16 protein-coding genes and 2 tRNA genes are annotated in these 18,868 nt (G+C 58.4%); 1 reads left to right on the plus strand and 17 read right to left on the minus strand.

Annotated features, from left to right (window positions below; genetic code table 11):
* The 10 genes from nusA to rlmE all read right to left on the minus strand — a co-directional run bounded on the left by nusA (position 1) and on the right by rlmE (position 8,575).
* On the minus strand, positions 1 to 1,482 hold the full coding sequence (gene nusA, locus ORL50_RS12775; protein ID WP_008024459.1) for a transcription termination factor NusA: 1,482 nt from the start codon (positions 1,480 to 1,482) through the stop codon (positions 1 to 3).
* 47 nt (positions 1,483 to 1,529) lie between these two features.
* Positions 1,530 to 1,988 (minus strand): ribosome maturation factor RimP, encoded by a 459-nt coding sequence (rimP, locus tag ORL50_RS12780; RefSeq protein ID WP_266015395.1) that lies wholly within the window; start codon positions 1,986 to 1,988, stop codon positions 1,530 to 1,532.
* Positions 1,989 to 2,126: 138 nt separating this feature from the next.
* Positions 2,127 to 2,203, minus strand: a tRNA-Met gene (locus ORL50_RS12785).
* Between the two features lie 96 nt (positions 2,204 to 2,299).
* A tRNA-Leu gene (locus ORL50_RS12790) sits at positions 2,300 to 2,385 on the minus strand.
* Positions 2,386 to 2,407: 22 nt separating this feature from the next.
* Positions 2,408 to 2,791, minus strand: a complete 384-nt coding sequence (gene secG, locus ORL50_RS12795) for a preprotein translocase subunit SecG (RefSeq protein ID WP_017336473.1) — start codon at positions 2,789 to 2,791, stop codon at positions 2,408 to 2,410.
* A 4-nt stretch (positions 2,792 to 2,795) separates the two neighbouring features.
* Positions 2,796 to 3,551: a triose-phosphate isomerase gene (tpiA, locus tag ORL50_RS12800; protein WP_266015164.1), complete on the minus strand. Its 756-nt coding sequence runs from the start codon at positions 3,549 to 3,551 to the stop codon at positions 2,796 to 2,798.
* A gap of 66 nt (positions 3,552 to 3,617) precedes the next feature.
* Positions 3,618 to 4,955: a phosphoglucosamine mutase gene (gene glmM / locus ORL50_RS12805; RefSeq protein WP_266015166.1), complete on the minus strand. Its 1,338-nt coding sequence runs from the start codon at positions 4,953 to 4,955 to the stop codon at positions 3,618 to 3,620.
* A 17-nt stretch (positions 4,956 to 4,972) separates the two neighbouring features.
* Complete coding sequence (gene folP / locus ORL50_RS12810) at positions 4,973 to 5,824, minus strand: dihydropteroate synthase (protein WP_266015168.1); 852 nt, start codon at positions 5,822 to 5,824, stop codon at positions 4,973 to 4,975.
* An 8-nt stretch (positions 5,825 to 5,832) separates the two neighbouring features.
* Positions 5,833 to 7,743, minus strand: coding sequence for an ATP-dependent zinc metalloprotease FtsH (gene ftsH, locus ORL50_RS12815; protein WP_266015171.1), 1,911 nt, complete (start codon positions 7,741 to 7,743; stop codon positions 5,833 to 5,835).
* A 202-nt stretch (positions 7,744 to 7,945) separates the two neighbouring features.
* Complete coding sequence (rlmE, locus tag ORL50_RS12820; protein WP_266015173.1) at positions 7,946 to 8,575, minus strand: 23S rRNA (uridine(2552)-2'-O)-methyltransferase RlmE; 630 nt, start codon at positions 8,573 to 8,575, stop codon at positions 7,946 to 7,948.
* 105 nt (positions 8,576 to 8,680) lie between these two features.
* On the opposite strand from rlmE, the gene ORL50_RS12825 reads away from it, so the two are divergent.
* On the plus strand, positions 8,681 to 8,989 hold the full coding sequence (locus ORL50_RS12825; RefSeq protein WP_054050049.1) for a YhbY family RNA-binding protein: 309 nt from the start codon (positions 8,681 to 8,683) through the stop codon (positions 8,987 to 8,989).
* 9 nt (positions 8,990 to 8,998) lie between these two features.
* Here ORL50_RS12825 and ORL50_RS12830 read toward each other — a convergent pair whose 3' ends face one another.
* From ORL50_RS12830 to dnaK, 7 genes are all read right to left on the minus strand, one after another.
* Entirely contained in the window at positions 8,999 to 9,403 is a 405-nt protein-coding gene (locus tag ORL50_RS12830; protein WP_266015178.1) for an MFS transporter, read from the minus strand.
* 31 nt (positions 9,404 to 9,434) lie between these two features.
* The gene (greA, locus tag ORL50_RS12835) at positions 9,435 to 9,911 is read right to left on the minus strand and encodes a transcription elongation factor GreA (RefSeq protein WP_266015180.1); all 477 of its coding nucleotides are present in this window, start codon (positions 9,909 to 9,911) and stop codon (positions 9,435 to 9,437) included.
* Positions 9,908 to 13,129, minus strand: a complete 3,222-nt coding sequence (carB, locus tag ORL50_RS12840) for a carbamoyl-phosphate synthase large subunit (protein WP_017336466.1) — start codon at positions 13,127 to 13,129, stop codon at positions 9,908 to 9,910. Before carB ends, greA begins: the two co-directional genes overlap by 4 nt.
* 118 nt (positions 13,130 to 13,247) lie before the next feature.
* Positions 13,248 to 14,384 carry a glutamine-hydrolyzing carbamoyl-phosphate synthase small subunit gene (carA, locus tag ORL50_RS12845; protein WP_266015183.1) on the minus strand — a complete coding sequence of 379 codons (1,137 nt, stop codon included), beginning with the start codon at positions 14,382 to 14,384 and terminating at the stop codon, positions 13,248 to 13,250.
* Between the two features lie 258 nt (positions 14,385 to 14,642).
* Positions 14,643 to 15,446: a 4-hydroxy-tetrahydrodipicolinate reductase gene (gene dapB / locus ORL50_RS12850; RefSeq protein ID WP_045060051.1), complete on the minus strand. Its 804-nt coding sequence runs from the start codon at positions 15,444 to 15,446 to the stop codon at positions 14,643 to 14,645.
* A 10-nt stretch (positions 15,447 to 15,456) separates the two neighbouring features.
* Positions 15,457 to 16,581: a molecular chaperone DnaJ gene (gene dnaJ, locus ORL50_RS12855; protein ID WP_266015186.1), complete on the minus strand. Its 1,125-nt coding sequence runs from the start codon at positions 16,579 to 16,581 to the stop codon at positions 15,457 to 15,459.
* A 297-nt stretch (positions 16,582 to 16,878) separates the two neighbouring features.
* Positions 16,879 to 18,795, minus strand: a complete 1,917-nt coding sequence (dnaK, locus tag ORL50_RS12860; RefSeq protein ID WP_266015188.1) for a molecular chaperone DnaK — start codon at positions 18,793 to 18,795, stop codon at positions 16,879 to 16,881.
* Positions 18,796 to 18,868: the final 73 nt, after the last annotated feature.

Here is an 18,868-nt window from a genome sequence, read left to right on the forward strand (position 1 = left end):
TTACTCGAACCAATGGGCTCGGGCGGCCATGATCAACTTGCCGGCACGATCATCGTCAATGCCGTCGATGTCGAGCAGATCGTCAATAGACTGCTCGGCCAGGTCTTCGCGGGTAATTACGCCGCGCACCGCCAGTTCCATCGCCAAATCCTTGTCCATACCCTCAAGCGAGAGCAGGTCTTCGGCCGGATGGGCGTCTGCCAGCTTTTCCTCAGTAGCGATGGCTTTGGTCAACAAACGATCCTTGGCACGAGCGCGAAGCTCGTTGACGGTTTCTTCGTCAAAGCCGTCGATGTTGAGCATTTCTTCCAACGGTACGTAGGCAATCTCTTCCAGGCTGGTGAAACCTTCATCTACCAGCACCTGTGCCAGGTCTTCGTCGACTTCCAGCTCGTCGATGAAGTTGCGCAGGATGTCGCCGGTTTCTGCTTGCTGCTTAGCCTGGATGTCCGATTCGGTCATCACGTTCAGGGTCCAGCCAGTCAACTGGCTGGCCAGACGCACGTTCTGACCTCCGCGACCGATGGCCTGAGCCAGATTGTCTGCGCCAACGGCGATGTCCATTGCATGGGCATCTTCGTCAACGATAATTGCCGCAACCTCAGCCGGGGACATGGCGTTGATCACGAACTGAGCCGGGTTGTCATCCCATAGGACGATATCCACACGCTCACCGCCCAACTCGCCCGACACTGCCTGGACGCGCGAACCGCGCATACCGATGCAAGCGCCCTGCGGGTCGATGCGTTTGTCCTTGGAACGGACCGCGATCTTGGCGCGCGAACCCGGGTCGCGGGACGCAGCCATGACTTCGATCAGGCCTTCGGCGATTTCCGGCACTTCGATGCGGAACAACTCGATCAGCATTTCCGGCGCGGTACGCGACAGGATCAGCTGCGGGCCGCGGTTCTCGGTGCGGATTTCCTTGAGCAGCGCACGCAGGCGCACGCCAACCCGGAAAGTTTCGCGGGAGATGATGTCTTCACGAGCGAGCAACGCTTCTGCGTTGTTGCCCAGGTCGACGATCACGTTATCGCGGGTGACTTTCTTCACGGTGCCGGAGATGATTTCCCCCAGGCGCTCGCGATAAGCATCAACGACTTGAGCGCGCTCGGCTTCGCGAACTTTCTGCACAATGACCTGCTTCGCAGTCTGTGCAGCAATACGGCCGAACTCGATGGACTCGATCTTTTCTTCGACTACGTCACCGACCTGAGCACCAGGATGCGTTTCAGCAACCTTGCTCGGCCAGGTTTCGATAGCCGGATCGTCCAGGTCCGCTTCCTCGACTACCGTCCAGCGACGGAAAGTCTCGTAGGCACCCGTGTGGCGATTGATTTCCACACGCAGATCGACTTCGTCCTCGAAACGCTTCTTGGTAGCAGTGGCCAGGGCCAGCTCCAGCGCTTCAAAAATTACGTTTGCCGGTACGCCCTTTTCATTGGATACCGACTCAACAACCAGCAGTACTTCTTTGCTCATCGTACGCCTCGCCTTTCGCAAGCCCTTGGATCCGCGGGATCCGCGTCTCAGTCAAAACTGGGAATAATGTTGGCCTTGTCGATCATATCGATCGGCAACAGGAACTCATGGTCTTCTACCTGCACCACGACGTCCTGCTCTTCTGCACCGCGCAGAAGGCCCTGAAAGTTGCGTCGGCCTTCAAAAGGCGAGCGCAGCTTGATCTTCACTTGTTCACCGGCAAATTTTGCAAACTGCTCAAGAGTGAACAGCGGGCGTTCCATGCCAGGCGAGGAAACTTCGAGGGTGTACTCAACGGCGATTGGATCTTCAACGTCCAGGACACCACTGATCTGACGGCTGACAATGGCACAGTCGTCCACCAGCACACCGCCCTCTTTATCGATATAAACGCGCAACATTGAGTGGCGACCTTGAGCCGAAAACTCAATACCCCAGCATTCATAGCCTAGGGCCACGACCACCGGGGCCAGCAAGGCCTGCAACTCTTCTAGCTTGCTCGACACCTGAACCCCCTCGTGCATGTATGTGCATGCTGTGCAAAATAAAAAAATGGGCGAAACGCCCATCCTTGAAACGCCGTCGAACAGCGGCGTTGAAAGTGTCCAGCTAACAAAAAGCCCCTTAAAAGGGGCTCCTTAAACTGGTTGCGGGGGCCGGATTTGAACCGACGACCTTCGGGTTATGAGCCCGACGAGCTACCAGACTGCTCCACCCCGCGACAAAGCTGGGGCGGAAGTATACGACCGATCCCTTGCAGGGTCAATGTAACCTTCCACCTACAAGAAAGCCCGCAACAGCGGGCTCTCCTGATAATTGGTACCGAGAAGGGGACTCGAACCCCTACACCCTATGGGCACAACCACCTCAAGGTTGCGTGTCTACCAATTCCACCACCTCGGCAATACTACGTTTGAAACCCTTCTTACTTCTGCTCTTGAGCTGGAGGCACGTCAGTCGCTGGAGTAGCCGACTTTTGCTCTTGAAGCACCGGTACATCATCAGAAGCCGGTTGTTGCTTTGGCACTTCCAACACTGCTGGATTTGGCAAACCTACTTGAGTCAGCTGGTGAGCTTTCTCTTTAGCAAAGTAACCTAACCCTAAGCTGGTTATGAAGAAACCTGCGGCAAGTATAGCAGTAAACTTACTAAGAAAGGTAGAGGAACCTTGGCTTCCGAACACAGTATTTGAAGCACCTGCTCCGAAAGACGCGCCAGCATCCGCACCTTTACCCTGCTGCAGCAAAACCAGAGCAACTACGCCCAATGCACCCAGCAGATGAAAAACGACTACGACTGTTTCCAGCATTTTTTCAGTTTCCCGCGGCGCGAATGATCGCACCGAACTCATCTGCATTCAGGGAAGCTCCACCAATGAGCCCCCCATCGATATCCGGCATGCCGAACAGTTCGACCGCATTGGCCGCCTTCACGCTGCCGCCGTATAGAAGCCGCACACCTTGTGCGACTTCAGAATTTTCTGCCGCCAACTGCGCGCGGATGGCTGCGTGCACATCCTGCGCCTGTTGCGGCGAAGCAGTCAGCCCGGTGCCAATGGCCCAGACCGGCTCGTAAGCGATTACTGCCTTTGCAAATACTTCGACACCCAGCTTCGCTATGACGCTGCCCAGCTGATGCCCGACAACCTCAAGCGTTTTACCGGCCTCGCGCTGCTCAAGGGTTTCCCCTATACACAACACCGGAATCAAGCCACATGCCTGTGCCGCTGCAAACTTGCGAATGAGTGTTTCATCACTCTCGCCGATGATCTGGCGCCGCTCGGAATGCCCGACGAGCACCAGGGAGCAACCTTCATCAGCCAGCTGACTCGGTGCAATCTCACCGGTCAACGCACCTTGCTTGGATTCCACCGCAGCGTTCTGCGCGCCGACCTTGATCGACTTGCTTTCCAGACCATCAATCACTTGATTGATATGCAGGAAAGACGGGAATACCGCAACATCAACACCGCTCGGCAAGGCCAGATTACCCAAGCCTTTGATCAGCTCAGCGACGCTGGCGCGGGTACCGTGCATCTTCCAGTTACCAGCTACCATAGGGCGACGCATGCTGTACCTCGTCGGTCAAAGTGGGCGCAGATGTTACCCAACACAATCAAGGCTGGCAAGCCGAATTCAGGCAGAAACTTCAGTAACCAGCTTTGCCAGCTCTTCCGCATAGCCGCGAACCTGGGTTTCGTCCTCGCCTTCGACCATTACACGCACTAGCGGCTCGGTACCGGACTTGCGCAACAGCACACGCCCACGACCCGCCATGGCATCAGTTACACGCTGACTGGCCTCTTTGACAGCCGGATGCTCAAGCGGGTTGGCACCGCCGCCAAAACGCACATTGATCAGCACCTGAGGGCACTTGCGCAACGCTTGACGTGCTTGGGCGAGACCTTCGGAGCGAGTCTTGAGCGCCATCAGCACCTGCAACGCGGCAATGATTGCGTCACCGGTAGTGGTGTGGCTGAAGCAGACGATATGCCCGGAATTTTCGCCACCCACCAGCCAGTTGCGCTCCAACAGGTCAGCGATGACGTACCGATCGCCGACGTTGGCCCGCACAAAAGGAATGGACAAGTCGGCCAGGGCCAGTTCCAGCCCCAGGTTACTCATCAAGGTGCCGACTACGCCGCCCTGCAGCTTGTCGCGCTCATGCAGGTCGCGAGCAATGATATAGAGCAGCTCGTCACCGTCAACAATGGCACCGGTGTGATCAACCATCAGCACCCGGTCGCCATCGCCATCAAAGGCGATACCCAGGTCGGCGTGCTCGGCCAGCACTGCGGCCTGCAGCTGGCCCATATGGGTCGAGCCGCAATTGTCGTTGATGTTCAGACCGTTGGGCTGAGCGGAAAGCACCACGACTTCGGCGCCCAGCTCACGGAATACGCTCGGAGCCACTTTGTAGGTCGCGCCGTGGGCGCAGTCGAGCACGATCTTCAGCCCAGTGAAGCTGGTACCGGTCGGCACGCTGCTTTTGCAAAATTCGATATAACGACCCGAGGCATCGTTGATACGCGAAACCTTGCCGATCTTGCTCGATTCAACCACAGTCATCGGGGTGTCGAGCAGCTCTTCGATCATCAGCTCGACTTCATCCGGGAGCTTGGTGCCCTTGCCGGAGAAAAATTTGATGCCGTTGTCATCGTGAGGGTTGTGCGAGGCACTGATCACGATCCCGGCTTCCGCATGGAACGTACGCGTCAGATAGGCAATGGCGGGCGTTGGCATCGGCCCCAGCAGCATCACATCGGCTCCGGCCGACGTCAGGCCAGCCTCCAGCGCCGATTCAAACATGTACCCGGAAATGCGCGTGTCCTTGCCCACCAGCACCTTGCAGGCGCCCATCTTGCGGAACGCCATGCCCGCCGCCCAGCCGAGCTTGAGCATGAAATCGGGGGTAATAGGGTATTCGCCGACTCGACCGCGAATGCCGTCGGTACCAAAGTATTTCTTAGTCATAAGTTGCTCCATCACTCTTATTCGGCTGTTTCAACGGCGGCAATCATCCGCACGACATCAATTGTTTCGGCTACATCATGGACGCGCAATATACGCGCTCCCTTGGCGCACGCCAGGGCCGCAAGCGCAAGACCGCCATAAAGGCGCTCCCCGACCGGACGATTCAAGGCGTGACCGATCATGCTCTTGCGCGAAACCCCTACCAACAGTGGGCGCCCCAAGGCATGCAAAGCTTCCATGTGCTTGAACAAGCTTAGATTGTGCTGCAGGGTTTTGGCGAAACCGAATCCCGGATCCAGGATGACCCGCTCAGCTGGAATTCCAACCAGTGCACACTGGGCCATCCGTTCGGCAAGAAACTCGCCGACCTCCCGGGTGACATCCTGGTAATGCGGATCATCCTGCATGTCGCCAGGCTCACCCAGCATATGCATCAGGCACACGGGCAGGCCGGTAGCAGCAGCAGCATCCAGGGCACCTTCACGGCGCAGCGAGCGCACATCATTGATCAACCCCGCCCCCAGTCGCGCAGTTTCGCGCATGACTGCCGGAGTGGAAGTATCCACCGAGATGATGACATCGAGCTCGCTGTTGATGCGCTCGACGATAGGCGCTACGCGCTCGATCTCCTCGAGAGGAGAAACCGCCCTGGCACCCGGCCGGGTGGATTCACCACCGACATCGATCAGCGTCGCGCCGGCCACCACCATCGCCTCAGCGTGGCGCAAGGCCGCATCGAGCTGGCTGTATCGGCCACCGTCGGAAAAGGAGTCGGGAGTAACATTGAGAATGCCCATGACATGCGTATGGGCCAAATCAAGAACCCGGTTGCCGCAAGGCAACCGGGTCGAGGACTGAACAGAAGTCATTTCAAACCTTAAACGTCAGCAGCAGGACCGCCGATCGGTGTTTCCGGGCGCGGATCCTGCACTGCCGGAGGAGTACCGGAAGTGCCTGTACCACCCGACCAGTCGCGAGGCTCGCGAGGCGTACGACCCGCCATGATGTCGTCAATCTGATCAGCATCGATCGTCTCGTACTTCATCAGGGCATCAGCCATCGCGTCGAGCTTGTCACGGTTATCCGTGAGGATCTGCTTGGCGGTGCCGTAGCACTGGTCAATGATGCTGCGAACTTCGGAGTCGATCAGCTTGGCCGTTTCACCAGAGAAGCTAGCACTCTGACCGCCACCGCCGCGACCGAGGAACACTTCACCCTCTTCTTCGGCATACATCAACGGACCGAGTTTTTCCGAAAGGCCCCACTTGGTCACCATGTTTCGCGCAATTTGGCTGGCACGCATGATGTCGTTGGAAGCGCCGGTGGTCACTCCGTCGAAGCCCAAGGTCATTTCTTCAGCGATACGACCGCCGTACAGTGAGCAGATCTGGCTGATCAACGCACGCTTGGAGAGGCTGTAGCGATCTTCTTCCGGCAGGAACATGGTCACACCCAGCGCACGACCGCGCGGGATGATGGAGACCTTGTAGACCGGATCGTGCTCAGGCACTACACGGCCGACAATGGCGTGGCCAGCTTCGTGATAAGCGGTGTTTTGTTTCTCTTTCTCGGACATGACCATGGATTTGCGCTCGGCGCCCATCATGATCTTGTCCTTGGCCAGCTCGAATTCTTTCATTTCGACGATGCGCTTGCCGGTACGGGCAGCGAACAACGACGCTTCGTTCACCAGGTTGGCCAGGTCGGCACCGGAGAAACCAGGAGTACCACGGGCAATGACCGCAGGAGCGACGTCGTCACCCATTGGCACTTTGCGCATGTGCACTTTGAGAATCTGCTCGCGACCACGAATGTCCGGCAGGCCTACCACCACCTGACGGTCAAAACGACCCGGACGCAACAACGCAGGGTCCAGTACGTCCGGACGGTTGGTTGCGGCAATCACGATGATGCCGTCATTCATTTCGAAGCCGTCCATCTCTACCAGCAACTGGTTGAGAGTCTGCTCGCGCTCGTCGTGACCACCACCCATGCCGGCGCCACGATGGCGACCGACGGCGTCGATTTCATCGATGAAGATGATGCAAGGCGCATGCTTCTTGGCCTGCTCGAACATGTCACGAACACGGCTCGCACCCACGCCGACGAACATCTCGACGAAGTCGGAGCCGGAAATGGTAAAGAACGGCACCTTGGCTTCGCCGGCAATCGCCTTGGCCAGCAAGGTTTTACCGGTACCTGGAGGACCGACCATCAGCACACCGCGAGGAATGCGGCCACCCAGGCGCTGGAACTTGCCCGGATCACGGAGGAATTCGACCAGTTCGCCGACTTCTTCCTTGGCTTCGTCACAACCGGCAACGTCAGCCAACGTGGTCTTGACCTGATCCTCGGACAGCAGGCGAGCCTTGCTCTTGCCGAAGCTCATCGGCCCGCCCTTGCCCCCAGCGCCGCCCTGCATCTGGCGCATGAAGAACATGAACACGGCGATGATCACCAGGATCGGGAAGCTGGCCACGAGGAGTTGAGTCCAGATGCTTTGCTGCTCAGGCTGCTTGCCTTCGACTACGACGTGGTTGTCCACGAGGTCACCGATCAGACCGTTGTCCTGGATTGCCGGACGAATGGTCTTGAAGCTGTCGCCATCGCTGCGCTTGCCGGTGATGACATAACCATCAACGGCTACGCGCTCGACCTTGCCATCCTTGACCTGCTGGATGAAGTCGGAATAGTTGAGGGTCTGCGGCTCGTTAGGGCTGGAGAAGTTGTTCATCACCGTCACCAGGACTGCCGCGATGATCAACCACAGGATCAGATTCTTTGCCATATCGTTCAATTAACTACCCTCTGAAGCAAGCTCCGCTAATGGCGCGCGCTTCGCATGATATTCACCGGCCTAACTTACTACATTACGTACGGCTCTGGCAGGCGCCGTCTGTAACCCTTTGTGAAACACTTTCTACACAATATTCGCTATTGCCCACGGGGCGAAATACGAAAATCCTATCGACCCGCATAAAAACGTCGATTTACTCGCTACGGCCGCGATAGCCCCAAGCCAGCATATATTGCTCGCGGGAACTGCCACGGGACGAGTCCGGCTTGATCATCTGGACCTTGTCGAATTTCTGACGAGCATCCTTCACGTAAGCATCAAACCCTTCGCCCTGGAACACCTTGATCACGAAATTACCACCCGGCTTGAGTATCCGAGCCGCTAGATCAAGAGCCAGCTCACACAGGAACATGGCTTTTGGCATATCCACTTCGGGCGTACCACTCATATTGGGGGCCATATCGGAAATCACAAGGTCCACCTGCGAATTACCCACGGCTTCGAGAATCTCAGCGAGCACCTTGTCCTCGGTGAAGTCACCCTGGATGAAAGTCACATCCGGGATGCTGTCCATTTCCAGGATGTCCGAGGCGATCAGACGGCCCTGGCCGCCGATCAACCGGCTGGTGACCTGCGACCAGCCGCCGGGCGCCGCACCCAGGTCGACAACGCTCATCCCCGGACGGATCAGTTTATATTTCTCCTGGACCTCCAGGAGCTTGTAACTCGCACGCGAGCGGTAGCCATCCTTCTGCGCCTGCTTCACATAGGGATCATTGACATGTCTTTGCAGCCACTTAAGGCTTGTCTTGGAACGGGCCACGGGCCACCTCTAAAATAAAACGGGTCGTGATTAACTGGGCGGTCCCGGACTCGCTCGGGTAAACTGGCCGCCGCTTTTTACAAGATCAGACGCAGGGGTCAGATTATGCCGCTCAAACCAGAGCAGAAGAAACAATACAAATCCATTGGCCACCATCTGAAACCAGTTTTGACTGTGGCTGACAACGGTTTGACTGAAGGTGTGTTAGCCGAACTTGAACGCGCGCTGGCGGATCACGAGCTGATTAAAATCAAGCTCAACATCCTCGATCGCGAATCCCGCCTGGCCACCGTTGCAGAAATTTGCAAGGCCGGCAAAGCGGACCTGGTTCAGGTCATCGGCAAGATGGCACTGATTTACCGCAAGAACTTCAGCGTCAACAAGCAGCTGTCGAACGTCCATCGCTTCGCGTGATGACAAGGGTCAAGGGTGTGCTTCGCGCACCCTGCCACTCCATCCTGGCACCGGCTGCAGGACCAACACCAGCCCCGAAAACCCCAGGACCAGATAGCTGAACACCTGCCAGCGCACGGCATCCGGCCAACCGAAACGCGCTACGACGAACATCCCGCACGCATACAACGCCATCAACAGCAGTTGCCCGCGAATATCGCGCCATAGACTGGCAAGGCCCTCGGCCTGAACCAGCACCAAAGCCTGAAAAATTAAACACGCTGCGGCAAATGCCACCATCAGCGCATTGAGCATGCCTGCAATTTCGTCGATCAGCAGCGGCGCCAAGCCAATCCCGCCCAGCACCGGCAGCAGACCGATATGTAACAGCCACAGGCCGCCCACCCATAACATCTGGGTCAGCTGCCAAAGCATGGCGCCCGCACGAAGCGGGCGCCTTGGCTCATCAGATGTGGCGAACTTCGACAATCTCATACTCGATAACGCCACCCGGCGTCTTCACGGCAACCACGTCACCCTCTTCCTTGGCAATCAAGGCGCGGGCCAGTGGCGAACCGACCGAAATCTTGCCGAGCTTGAAGTCAGCTTCGTCTTCACCAACGATGTGGTAAGTGACGCGCTCATCCGTCTCGACGTTGGCGATTTCAACGGTGGTGCCGAAGATCACTTTGCCAGTATGAGGAATGGAGGTGACGTCGATGATAACCTGATTCTGAATCCGGCCTTCGATGTCACGAATCCGCGCCTCGACCATGCCCTGCTGCTCGCGGGCAGCGTGGTACTCGGCGTTTTCCTTCAGGTCACCCAATTCGCGGGCCGTCCCGATGTCCTGGCTGAGCTTCGGACGAACGACCTTGGTCAGGTGAGTGTGTTCTTCTTCCAGGGCTTTCGCGCCCTGGACAGTCATTGGGTACTTGATCATGCCTTCAATCCTGCGTGTAGATCCTGCAAGCGGCGCACAGTCTTCTCGGGACCGAACTTCAGCGCTTCGCAGATGGCTTCGCCAGCAGCAATGGTGGTGGTGCAGTAGATCTTGTGCTGCAAGGCATTACGACGAATGGAGTACGAGTCGGCGATCGACTGACGGCCTTCGGTGGTGTTGATGATCAGCGTGACTTCGTCATTCTTGATCATGTCGACCACGTGCGGACGACCTTCGGTCACCTTGTTCACACGACGCACTTTCAGGCCTGCGGCTTCGATCAGCTTGGCAGTACCGGCAGTGGCGACCACTTCGAAGCCCAAGTTGATCAGATCACGAGCCACGCCTGCAACCAGTGGCTTATCGTCATCACGCACGCTGATGAACGCGGTACCGCCGGTCGGCAGCACTTCGCTGGCGCCCATCTGGGCCTTGGCAAACGCTTCGCCGAAGGTGTCGCCCACGCCCATCACTTCACCGGTGGACTTCATCTCTGGGCCCAGGATCGGGTCCACGCCAGGGAATTTGGCGAATGGGAACACCGCCTCTTTCACGCTGTAGAAGTTAGGAATGATTTCCTTGGTGAAGCCAATTTCCTTCAGTGTCTTACCGGCCATCACGCGAGCCGCGATCATGGCCAGGGAAACACCGATGCACTTGGACACGAACGGTACGGTACGGGAAGCACGCGGGTTGACTTCGATGACGTAGATGTCTTCGCCTTGCAGCGCCAACTGCACGTTCATCAGGCCGACAACGCCGAGCTCCAGGGCCATTTTCTTGACCTGTTCGCGCATCTCGTCCTGGATGTGCGCAGGCAGCGAGTACGGCGGCAAGGAGCACGCGGAGTCACCGGAGTGAACGCCGGCCTGCTCGATGTGCTGCATGATCGCGCCGATTACTACGTCGGTGCCGTCGCAAACCGCATCCACGTCCATCTCGATGGCGCAGTTGAGGAAGTGGTCGAGCAGCACCGGGCTGTCGTTGGACACTTTCACCGCGTCACGCAGGTAGCGCTTGAGCTCTTCTTCTTCGTAGACGATTTCCATCGCGCGGCCGCCCAGTACGTAGGACGGACGAACCACCAGCGGGTAACCGATCTTGGCTGCGGCACGAATTGCTTCGTCTTCGCTGCGCACAGTGGCGTTTGGCGGCTGACGCAGGTTCAGGCGCTCGACCATCTGCTGGAAGCGCTCGCGGTCTTCGGCACGGTCGATGGCATCAGGGCTGGTGCCGATGATCGGCACGCCAGCTTCTTCCAGGGCACGCGCGAGTTTCAGCGGGGTCTGGCCGCCGTACTGGACGATCACGCCTTTTGGTTTCTCGACCCGGCAGATTTCCAGCACGTCTTCCAGGGTCACTGGTTCGAAGTACAGGCGATCGGAGGTGTCGTAGTCGGTGGAAACGGTTTCCGGGTTGCAGTTGACCATGATGGTCTCGTAACCGTCTTCGCGCAGGGCCAGTGCCGCGTGTACGCAGCAGTAGTCGAACTCGATGCCCTGGCCGATACGGTTAGGACCGCCGCCGAGGATCATGATCTTGTCGCGGCCCGACGGTGCAGCTTCGCACTCTTCCTCGTAAGTCGAGTACATGTAGGCGGTGTCGGTGGCGAACTCGGCCGCGCAGGTGTCAACGCGCTTGTAGACCGGGAAGATTTCGAGCTTGTGACGGTGACGGCGCAGAGCTTTTTCGGTGACGCCCAGCAGCTTGGCCAGACGCATGTCGGAGAAGCCTTTGCGCTTGAGCTTGTACATCAGGTCGCGGTCGATGCTGGCCAGACCCAGGGTCTTGACCTTCTCTTCGTCCTTGATCAGGTCTTCGATCTGCACCAGGAACCACGGGTCGATCATGTTCATGCCGAAGATGTCTTCGACCGACAGGCCGGCACGGAAGGCGTCAGCCACGTACCAGATGCGCTCGGCACCCGGCACGGTCAGCTCGCGCTTGAGGATGCTCATGCTTTCCGGATTGCTCAGGTCGAGCTTCTCGTCCAGGCCGCAAACGCCCACTTCCAGACCGCGCAAGGCTTTCTGCAGGGACTCCTGGAAAGTCCGGCCAATGGCCATGACTTCACCCACCGACTTCATTTGAGTGGTCAGGCGTGCGTCGGCTTTCGGGAATTTCTCGAAGGCGAAGCGTGGCAGCTTGGTGACGACGTAGTCGATCGACGGCTCGAAGGACGCCGGGGTGGCGCCGCCGGTGATTTCGTTCTGCAATTCGTCCAGGGTGTAGCCGATCGCCAGCTTGGCAGCGATACGCGCAATCGGGAAACCAGTGGCTTTCGAGGCCAGGGCCGAGGAACGGGATACGCGCGGGTTCATCTCGATGACGACCATGCGACCAGTGTCCGGGCAGATGCCGAACTGGACGTTGGAACCGCCGGTTTCCACGCCGATCTCACGCAGTACCGCCAGGGAGGCGTTACGCATGATCTGGTATTCCTTGTCCGTCAGGGTCTGTGCCGGAGCAACGGTGATCGAGTCACCGGTGTGCACGCCCATCGGGTCGAAGTTTTCGATGGAGCAGACGATGATGCAGTTGTCCTTCTTATCGCGGACAACCTCCATCTCGTACTCTTTCCAGCCGATCAGGGATTCGTCGATCAGCAGCTCTTTGGTCGGCGACAGGTCCAGGCCACGGGCGCAGATTTCTTCGAACTCTTCACGGTTGTAAGCGATACCGCCACCCGTGCCGCCCATGGTGAAGGACGGACGGATGATGCACGGGAAGCCGAGCTTCTCGAGCACTGCGTTGGCTTCTTCCATGCTGTGGGCGATACCCGAGCGCGGGCAGTCCAGGCCGATGGATTTCATCGCCTTGTCAAAGCGCGAACGGTCTTCGGCCTTGTCGATGGTGTCAGCGTTGGCACCGATCATCTCTACGCCGAACTTCTCCAGGACGCCTTCGCGCTCCAGGTCCAGGGCGCAGTTCAGGGCGGTCTGGCCACCCATGGTTGGCAGCAGCGCGTCTGGACGCTCTTTCTCGATGATCTTGGCAACGGTCTGCCACTTGATCGGCTCGATGTACGTGGCGTCGGCCATGTCCGGGTCGGTCATGATGGTCGCCGGGTTGGAGTTCACCAGGATGACGCGGTAGCCCTCCTCGCGCAGGGCTTTGCAGGCCTGGGCGCCGGAGTAGTCGAATTCGCAAGCCTGGCCGATAACGATCGGGCCAGCGCCGAGAATCAGGATGCTTTTTATGTCTGTACGTTTTGGCATGGGTTTGTCACTCAAATCCGCAGGTCAGTCGGCAAGCCGTCTTGTTCAATCTGTGAAGCCTTGAGGGGGTCGCCGGTGTCGGGACCACCCTCAAGCTTTGCTGCATCAGTGCCAGCGATTAACGTCGCTTGGCCATCTCGTTGATGAAGCGATCGAACAATGGCGCTACGTCGTTCGGGCCAGGGCTGGCTTCCGGGTGACCCTGGAAGCTGAAGGCGCTCTTGTCGGTACGCTCGATGCCTTGCAGGGTGCCGTCGAACAGCGATTTGTGGATCGCGCGCACGTTGGCTGGCAGGGTCGCTTCGTCTACCGCAAAACCGTGGTTCTGGCTGGTGATCATCACTACGCCGCTATCCAGGTCCTGCACCGGGTGGTTGGCACCGTGGTGGCCGTGGCCCATTTTCAGGGTCTTGGCGCCGGAGGCCAGGGCCAGCAGCTGGTGACCGAGGCAGATACCGAATACCGGAATCTCGGTTTCCAGCACGTCCTTGATCGCCTGGATCGCGTAGTCGCATGGCTCCGGATCGCCCGGGCCGTTGGACAGGAACACGCCATCCGGCTTCAGCGCCAGTACATCGGCAGCAGGGGTCTGGGCCGGCACCACGGTCACGCGGCAACCGCGCTCGACCAGCATGCGCAGGATGTTCAGCTTCACGCCGTAGTCGTAGGCAACCACGTGGTATGGCAGCTCGGAAGCGTCGATGGTGGCGTGGCTGTCGGTTTTCAGGTCCCAGACAGTCGAGCGCCATTCGTACTGCTCTTTGGTGCTGACGACTTTCGCCAGGTCCATGCCCTTCAGGCCAGGGAAGCCCTGGGCAGCGGCAATGGCGGCTTCTTCGGAGATGTTGTCGCCGGCCATGATGCAGCCGTTCTGTGCACCTTTCTCACGCAGGATACGGGTCAGGCGACGGGTGTCGATACCGGCGATGGCCACGACATTGTTGGCTTTCAGGTAATCGGCCAGGGACATCGTGTTGCGCCAGTTGCTCGCAACCAGTGGCAAGTCACGGATGACCAGGCCAGCGGACCAGACGCGGTCGGACTCGGCATCTTCCGGCGTGGTGCCGGTGTTGCCGATGTGCGGGTAGGTCAGGGTAACGATCTGTTGGGCGTAGGAAGGATCGGTAAGGATTTCCTGATAGCCGGTCATGGCGGTATTGAACACCACCTCACCAACGGTTTGACCGTCGGCTCCAATTGCTTCGCCGCGAAAAATGCTGCCATCAGCAAGGGCGAGTATGGCTGGCTTAGTCAAGAAGACCTCCCGTAAATAAAGCCTGAAAGGGCGATCGCAGGTGTAAAAAAGCGGAGTGACGTATGGACACGTCACCCCGCTCATTCACTGAATTATTCTGCGCGCTTTTAGTGAACACACTAAAGCTGTAGCTTACAGAAAAAGGCATTTTTGGTCTACCGCCAATGAGCCTTAAAGGCCGGAGAATGCGACAGGACGTCGCTTGGCGGAGTAAAACCGGGCTCAAACGCTGCGCGCGAGCCCGGTTTCGGGTGCATCTTAACGCAGGTCGAGCACGTCTTGCATGTCGTAGAGACCAGGCTCACGCCCGTCCAGCCACAATGCGGCACGTACCGCTCCCTTGGCGAAGGTCATGCGACTGGACGCCTTGTGGGTGATCTCGACTCGCTCACCGTCAGCGGCGAACAGCACGGTGTGATCACCGACGATGTCACCGGCGCGAACAGTGGCGAAACCGATGGTCTCGCGCTCGCGAGCGCCGGTCTGACCTTCACGACCATAAACCGCGACCTTCTTCAGATCACGACCGAGGGCATCGGCAATCACTTCGCCCATGCGCACGGCAGTGCCTGACGGCGCGTCGACCTTGTGCCGGTGATGAGCTTCGGTGATTTCGATATCGACATCATCACCCAGTACCCGGGCAGCCGTGTCGAGCAGCTTCAGGCACAGGTTGACGCCGACGCTGAAGTTGGCGGCGAAGACAATCGGGATGTCCTTGCCAGCCTCGGCCAGCAGCTGCTTTTCTTCAACACTGAAACCCGTCGTACCAATGATCATCGCCTTGCCGTGTTTGCGGCAGAAGGCGAGATTCTTCAGGGTCACTGTCGGATGAGTGAAATCGATCAGCACGTCGAACTCGTCGGCAACCCGCGCGAGGTCACCGGACAACGGCACGCCAATCCGACCCAGCGCTGCCAGTTCACCGGCATCGGCACCGACCAGCGTGCTGTCGGGACGATCCACCGCCGCAGTCAGGCCTGCGCCCGGAGTTTGCTGCACGGCTTCTATCAGGGTTTTGCCCATGCGCCCGGCGGCGCCCATCACTGCAATACGTCGCATGCCTGTCTCCTTACAAATCGCCGAAGAAGCGCTTCACGCCTTCGAACCAGCCGGTGGTTTTCGGCGAATGGCTGTTGTCGTCCGCCAGCGAACTGCGGAACTCTTCCAGTAACTCGCGCTGACGACGACCCAGGTTCACCGGGGTTTCTACCGCCACGCGACACATCAGGTCACCCGCACCGCCGCCGCGCACCGGCGCAACGCCTTTGCCGCGAACACGGAATTGCTTGCCGGTCTGGGTACCCTCGGGAATCTTCAGCTTGACCCGACCATCAAGGGTCGGAATCTCCAGCTCGCCGCCCAGTGCCGCGTCAACGAAACTGATTGGCACTTCACAGAACAGGTGCTTGCCGTCGCGCTGGAAGATCGCGTGCTCGCGCACGTTGATCACCACATACAGATCGCCGGTCGGGCCGCCCTGGGCACCCGCCTCGCCTTCGCCGGACAGGCGAATGCGGTCACCGGTATCAACCCCAGCTGGCACTTTGACCGACAGGGTCTTGTACTCTTCGATACGGCCTTCGCCGTGGCAGGAATCGCACGGGTCGGAAATGATCTTGCCCTGGCCATGGCAACGCGGGCAGGTCTGCTGCACCGAGAAGAAGCCTTGCTGCATACGCACTTGGCCAATGCCGCCACAGGTCGGGCAGGTAACAGGCGCCGAACCCTTCTTGGCACCCGAGCCATCGCACGGCTTGCAGTTGACCAACGTCGGAACGCGGATATTCACGGTGGTACCGCGCACCGCTTCTTCCAGGTTCAGCTCCAGCGTGTAGCGCAAGTCGCTGCCGCGCTGGGCGCCGCCACGAGCACCGCCGCGACCGCCACCGAAGAAGTCACTGAACACGTCACCAAAGATATCGGAGAAATTCTGGCCACCGAAACCGGCGCCACCGCCACCCATGCTCGGATCGACTCCGGCATGACCGTACTGGTCGTAAGCCGCGCGCTTGCTGGAATCGGACAGCACTTCGTAGGCCTCGTTGGCCTCCTTGAACATCTCTTCCGATGCTTTGTCATCGGGATTACGGTCCGGGTGATGCTTCATTGCCAGGCGGCGGTAGGCCTTCTTCAGGTCTGCTTCGCTTGAGCCACGCTCAACACCCAACACTTCGTAATAGTCACGCTTTGCCATAAGTCTTTGCACTCTTGAGGACGTCCGGCAAACCTCTCCTGAGCCTTGCCAAACTCGTTGAGCCCCAATACAGGCCCGGACCCAACTCACGTCAATTCAACGATCCTGGTCTTTGATTCATTGCGGTACTTTCGGCACGAAAAGCAGGAGCATCCTCGGCCATACCACCAACACGCGAACGCTGTCGCATGCTGTAAAAATTCTCGTACTCCAGACACGCCAACGCGGGAGCAGGCTCCCGCGCGGCGACATCCTACCAGTCACCGCCTTAAGGCAGTCAACCGGGCGACCAACAACTTACTTGTTGTCTTTGACTTCTTCGAACTCGGCGTCGACGACGTCATCAGCCTTCTCAGCCTTTTCGTCCTGCGGTGCAGCGCCTTCAGCAGGCTGGGCCTGTTCGGCGTACATCTTCTGCGCCACTGGAGCGGAGACTTTCGACAGCTCTTCAACCTTGGCTTCGATAGCAGCCTTGTCGTCGCCTTTGACAGCGGCTTCCAGGGCTACCACAGCAGCTTCGATTGCAGTCTTCTCTTCAGCGCTCACTTTGTCGCCAGCATCAGCGACCATTTTGCGAGTCGAGTGCACCAGTGCATCACCTTGGTTGCGGGCAGCGGCCAATTCTTCGAACTGACGATCTGCGTCGGCATTGGTTTCAGCATCGCGAATCATCTGCTGAATCTCTTCCTCGGACAGACCCGAGTTAGCCTTGATCACGATCGACTGAGTCTTGCCAGTGGCCTTGTCCTTGGCGCCTACGTGCAGGATGCCGTTGGCGTCGATGTCGAAGGTCACTTCAATTTGTGGCACGCCACGTGGTGCTGGTGGAATCTCGGCCAGGTCGAACTTGCCCAGGGACTTGTTCTGTGCGGCCTGCTTACGCTCACCTTGCAGCACGTGAATGGTCACTGCGCCCTGGTTGTCGTCGGCAGTCGAGAACACTTGCGATTTCTTGGTAGGAATCGTGGTGTTTTTCTCGATCAGCGCAGTCATCACGCCACCCATGGTTTCGATACCGAGGGTCAGCGGGCTGACGTCGAGCAGCAGAACGTCTTTCACATCACCGGCCAATACTGCGCCCTGGATAGCAGCACCCATGGCAACGGCTTCGTCCGGGTTCACGTCTTTACGAGCTTCTTTACCGAAGAATTCGGTAACCAGCTTCTGAACCAGTGGCATACGGGTCTGACCGCCAACCAGGATCACGTCGTTGATCGCGCCAACGTCGATACCGGAGTCTTTCAGAGCGATGCGGCATGGCTCGATAGTGCGTTGAACCAGGTCTTCTACCAGCGCTTCCAGCTTGGCGCGGGAGATTTTCACGTTCAAGTGCTTAGGACCGGTAGCGTCTGCAGTGATGTACGGCAGGTTGACGTCGGTCGAATTGCTCGAAGACAGTTCGATCTTGGCTTTCTCAGCGGCTTCTTTCAGGCGCTGCATGGCCAGCGGGTCACCCTTGAGGTTCATGCCGCTTTCTTTCTTGAATTCGTCAACGAGGTAGTCGATCAGACGAATGTCAAAGTCTTCACCGCCCAGGAACGTGTCACCGTTGGTGGCCAGTACTTCGAACTGATGCTCGCCATCAACTTCAGCGATCTCGATCACGGAAACGTCGAAAGTACCGCCGCCCAAGTCGTAAACGATCACGGTGTGATCGCCCTTGGCCTTGTCCATACCGTAAGCCAGAGCGGCTGCGGTTGGTTCGTTGATGATACGTTTAACGTCCAGGCCCGCGATGCGGCCGGCGTCTTTGGTGGCCTGACGCTGGCTGTCGTTGAAGTAGGCCGGAACGGTGATCACCGCTTCAGTCACTGGCTCGCCGAGGTAGTCTTCGGCGGTCTTCTTCATTTTCTTCAGAATTTCAGCCGAGATTTGTGGCGGCGACATTTTCTGGCCGTTCACTTCTACCCACGCATCGCCGTTGTCAGCCTTGGCGATTTTGTAAGGGACCATCTTGATGTCTTTCTGAACGACTTCTTCGTCGAACTTGCGACCGATCAGACGCTTCACCGCATACAGGGTGTTGTGCGGATTGGTCACTGCCTGGCGCTTGGCGGACTGGCCAACCAGGATCTCGCCATCGTTGGCGTAAGCGATGATCGACGGCGTGGTGCGCGCGCCTTCAGCATTTTCAATAACTTTGGCTACGCCGTTTTCAAGCACGGAGACGCAGGAGTTGGTAGTCCCCAGGTCGATACCGATAATTTTGCCCATGTTAACTCTCCCGAAACTTTGGATTTGGTTGCCGCAGCAGTGGTGGCTAACTGCGGTAGCACTTAAACGCTTG

Origin of the sequence: Pseudomonas sp. RIT-562, from assembly GCF_026241895.1 — a bacterium.
Classification (GTDB): Bacteria; Pseudomonadota; Gammaproteobacteria; order Pseudomonadales; family Pseudomonadaceae; genus Aquipseudomonas; species Aquipseudomonas mandelii_F.

Coding starts and splice junctions, on each gene's coding strand:
- ftsH (WP_266015171.1), bottom strand. CDS start 7,743: ATGGCAAAGAATCTGATCCTGTGGTTGATCATCGCGGCAGTCCTGGTG.
- greA (WP_266015180.1), bottom strand. CDS start 9,911: ATGATCAAGTACCCAATGACTGTCCAGGGCGCGAAAGCCCTGGAAGAA.
- ORL50_RS12825 (WP_054050049.1), top strand. CDS start 8,681: ATGCCGCTCAAACCAGAGCAGAAGAAACAATACAAATCCATTGGCCAC.
- dnaJ (WP_266015186.1), bottom strand. CDS start 16,581: ATGGCAAAGCGTGACTATTACGAAGTGTTGGGTGTTGAGCGTGGCTCA.
- carB (WP_017336466.1), bottom strand. CDS start 13,129: ATGCCAAAACGTACAGACATAAAAAGCATCCTGATTCTCGGCGCTGGC.
- folP (WP_266015168.1), bottom strand. CDS start 5,824: ATGACTTCTGTTCAGTCCTCGACCCGGTTGCCTTGCGGCAACCGGGTT.
- nusA (WP_008024459.1), bottom strand. CDS start 1,482: ATGAGCAAAGAAGTACTGCTGGTTGTTGAGTCGGTATCCAATGAAAAG.
- ORL50_RS12830 (WP_266015178.1), bottom strand. CDS start 9,403: ATGCTTTGGCAGCTGACCCAGATGTTATGGGTGGGCGGCCTGTGGCTG.
- tpiA (WP_266015164.1), bottom strand. CDS start 3,551: ATGCGTCGCCCTATGGTAGCTGGTAACTGGAAGATGCACGGTACCCGC.
- secG (WP_017336473.1), bottom strand. CDS start 2,791: ATGCTGGAAACAGTCGTAGTCGTTTTTCATCTGCTGGGTGCATTGGGC.
- dnaK (WP_266015188.1), bottom strand. CDS start 18,795: ATGGGCAAAATTATCGGTATCGACCTGGGGACTACCAACTCCTGCGTC.
- dapB (WP_045060051.1), bottom strand. CDS start 15,446: ATGCGACGTATTGCAGTGATGGGCGCCGCCGGGCGCATGGGCAAAACC.
- glmM (WP_266015166.1), bottom strand. CDS start 4,955: ATGACTAAGAAATACTTTGGTACCGACGGCATTCGCGGTCGAGTCGGC.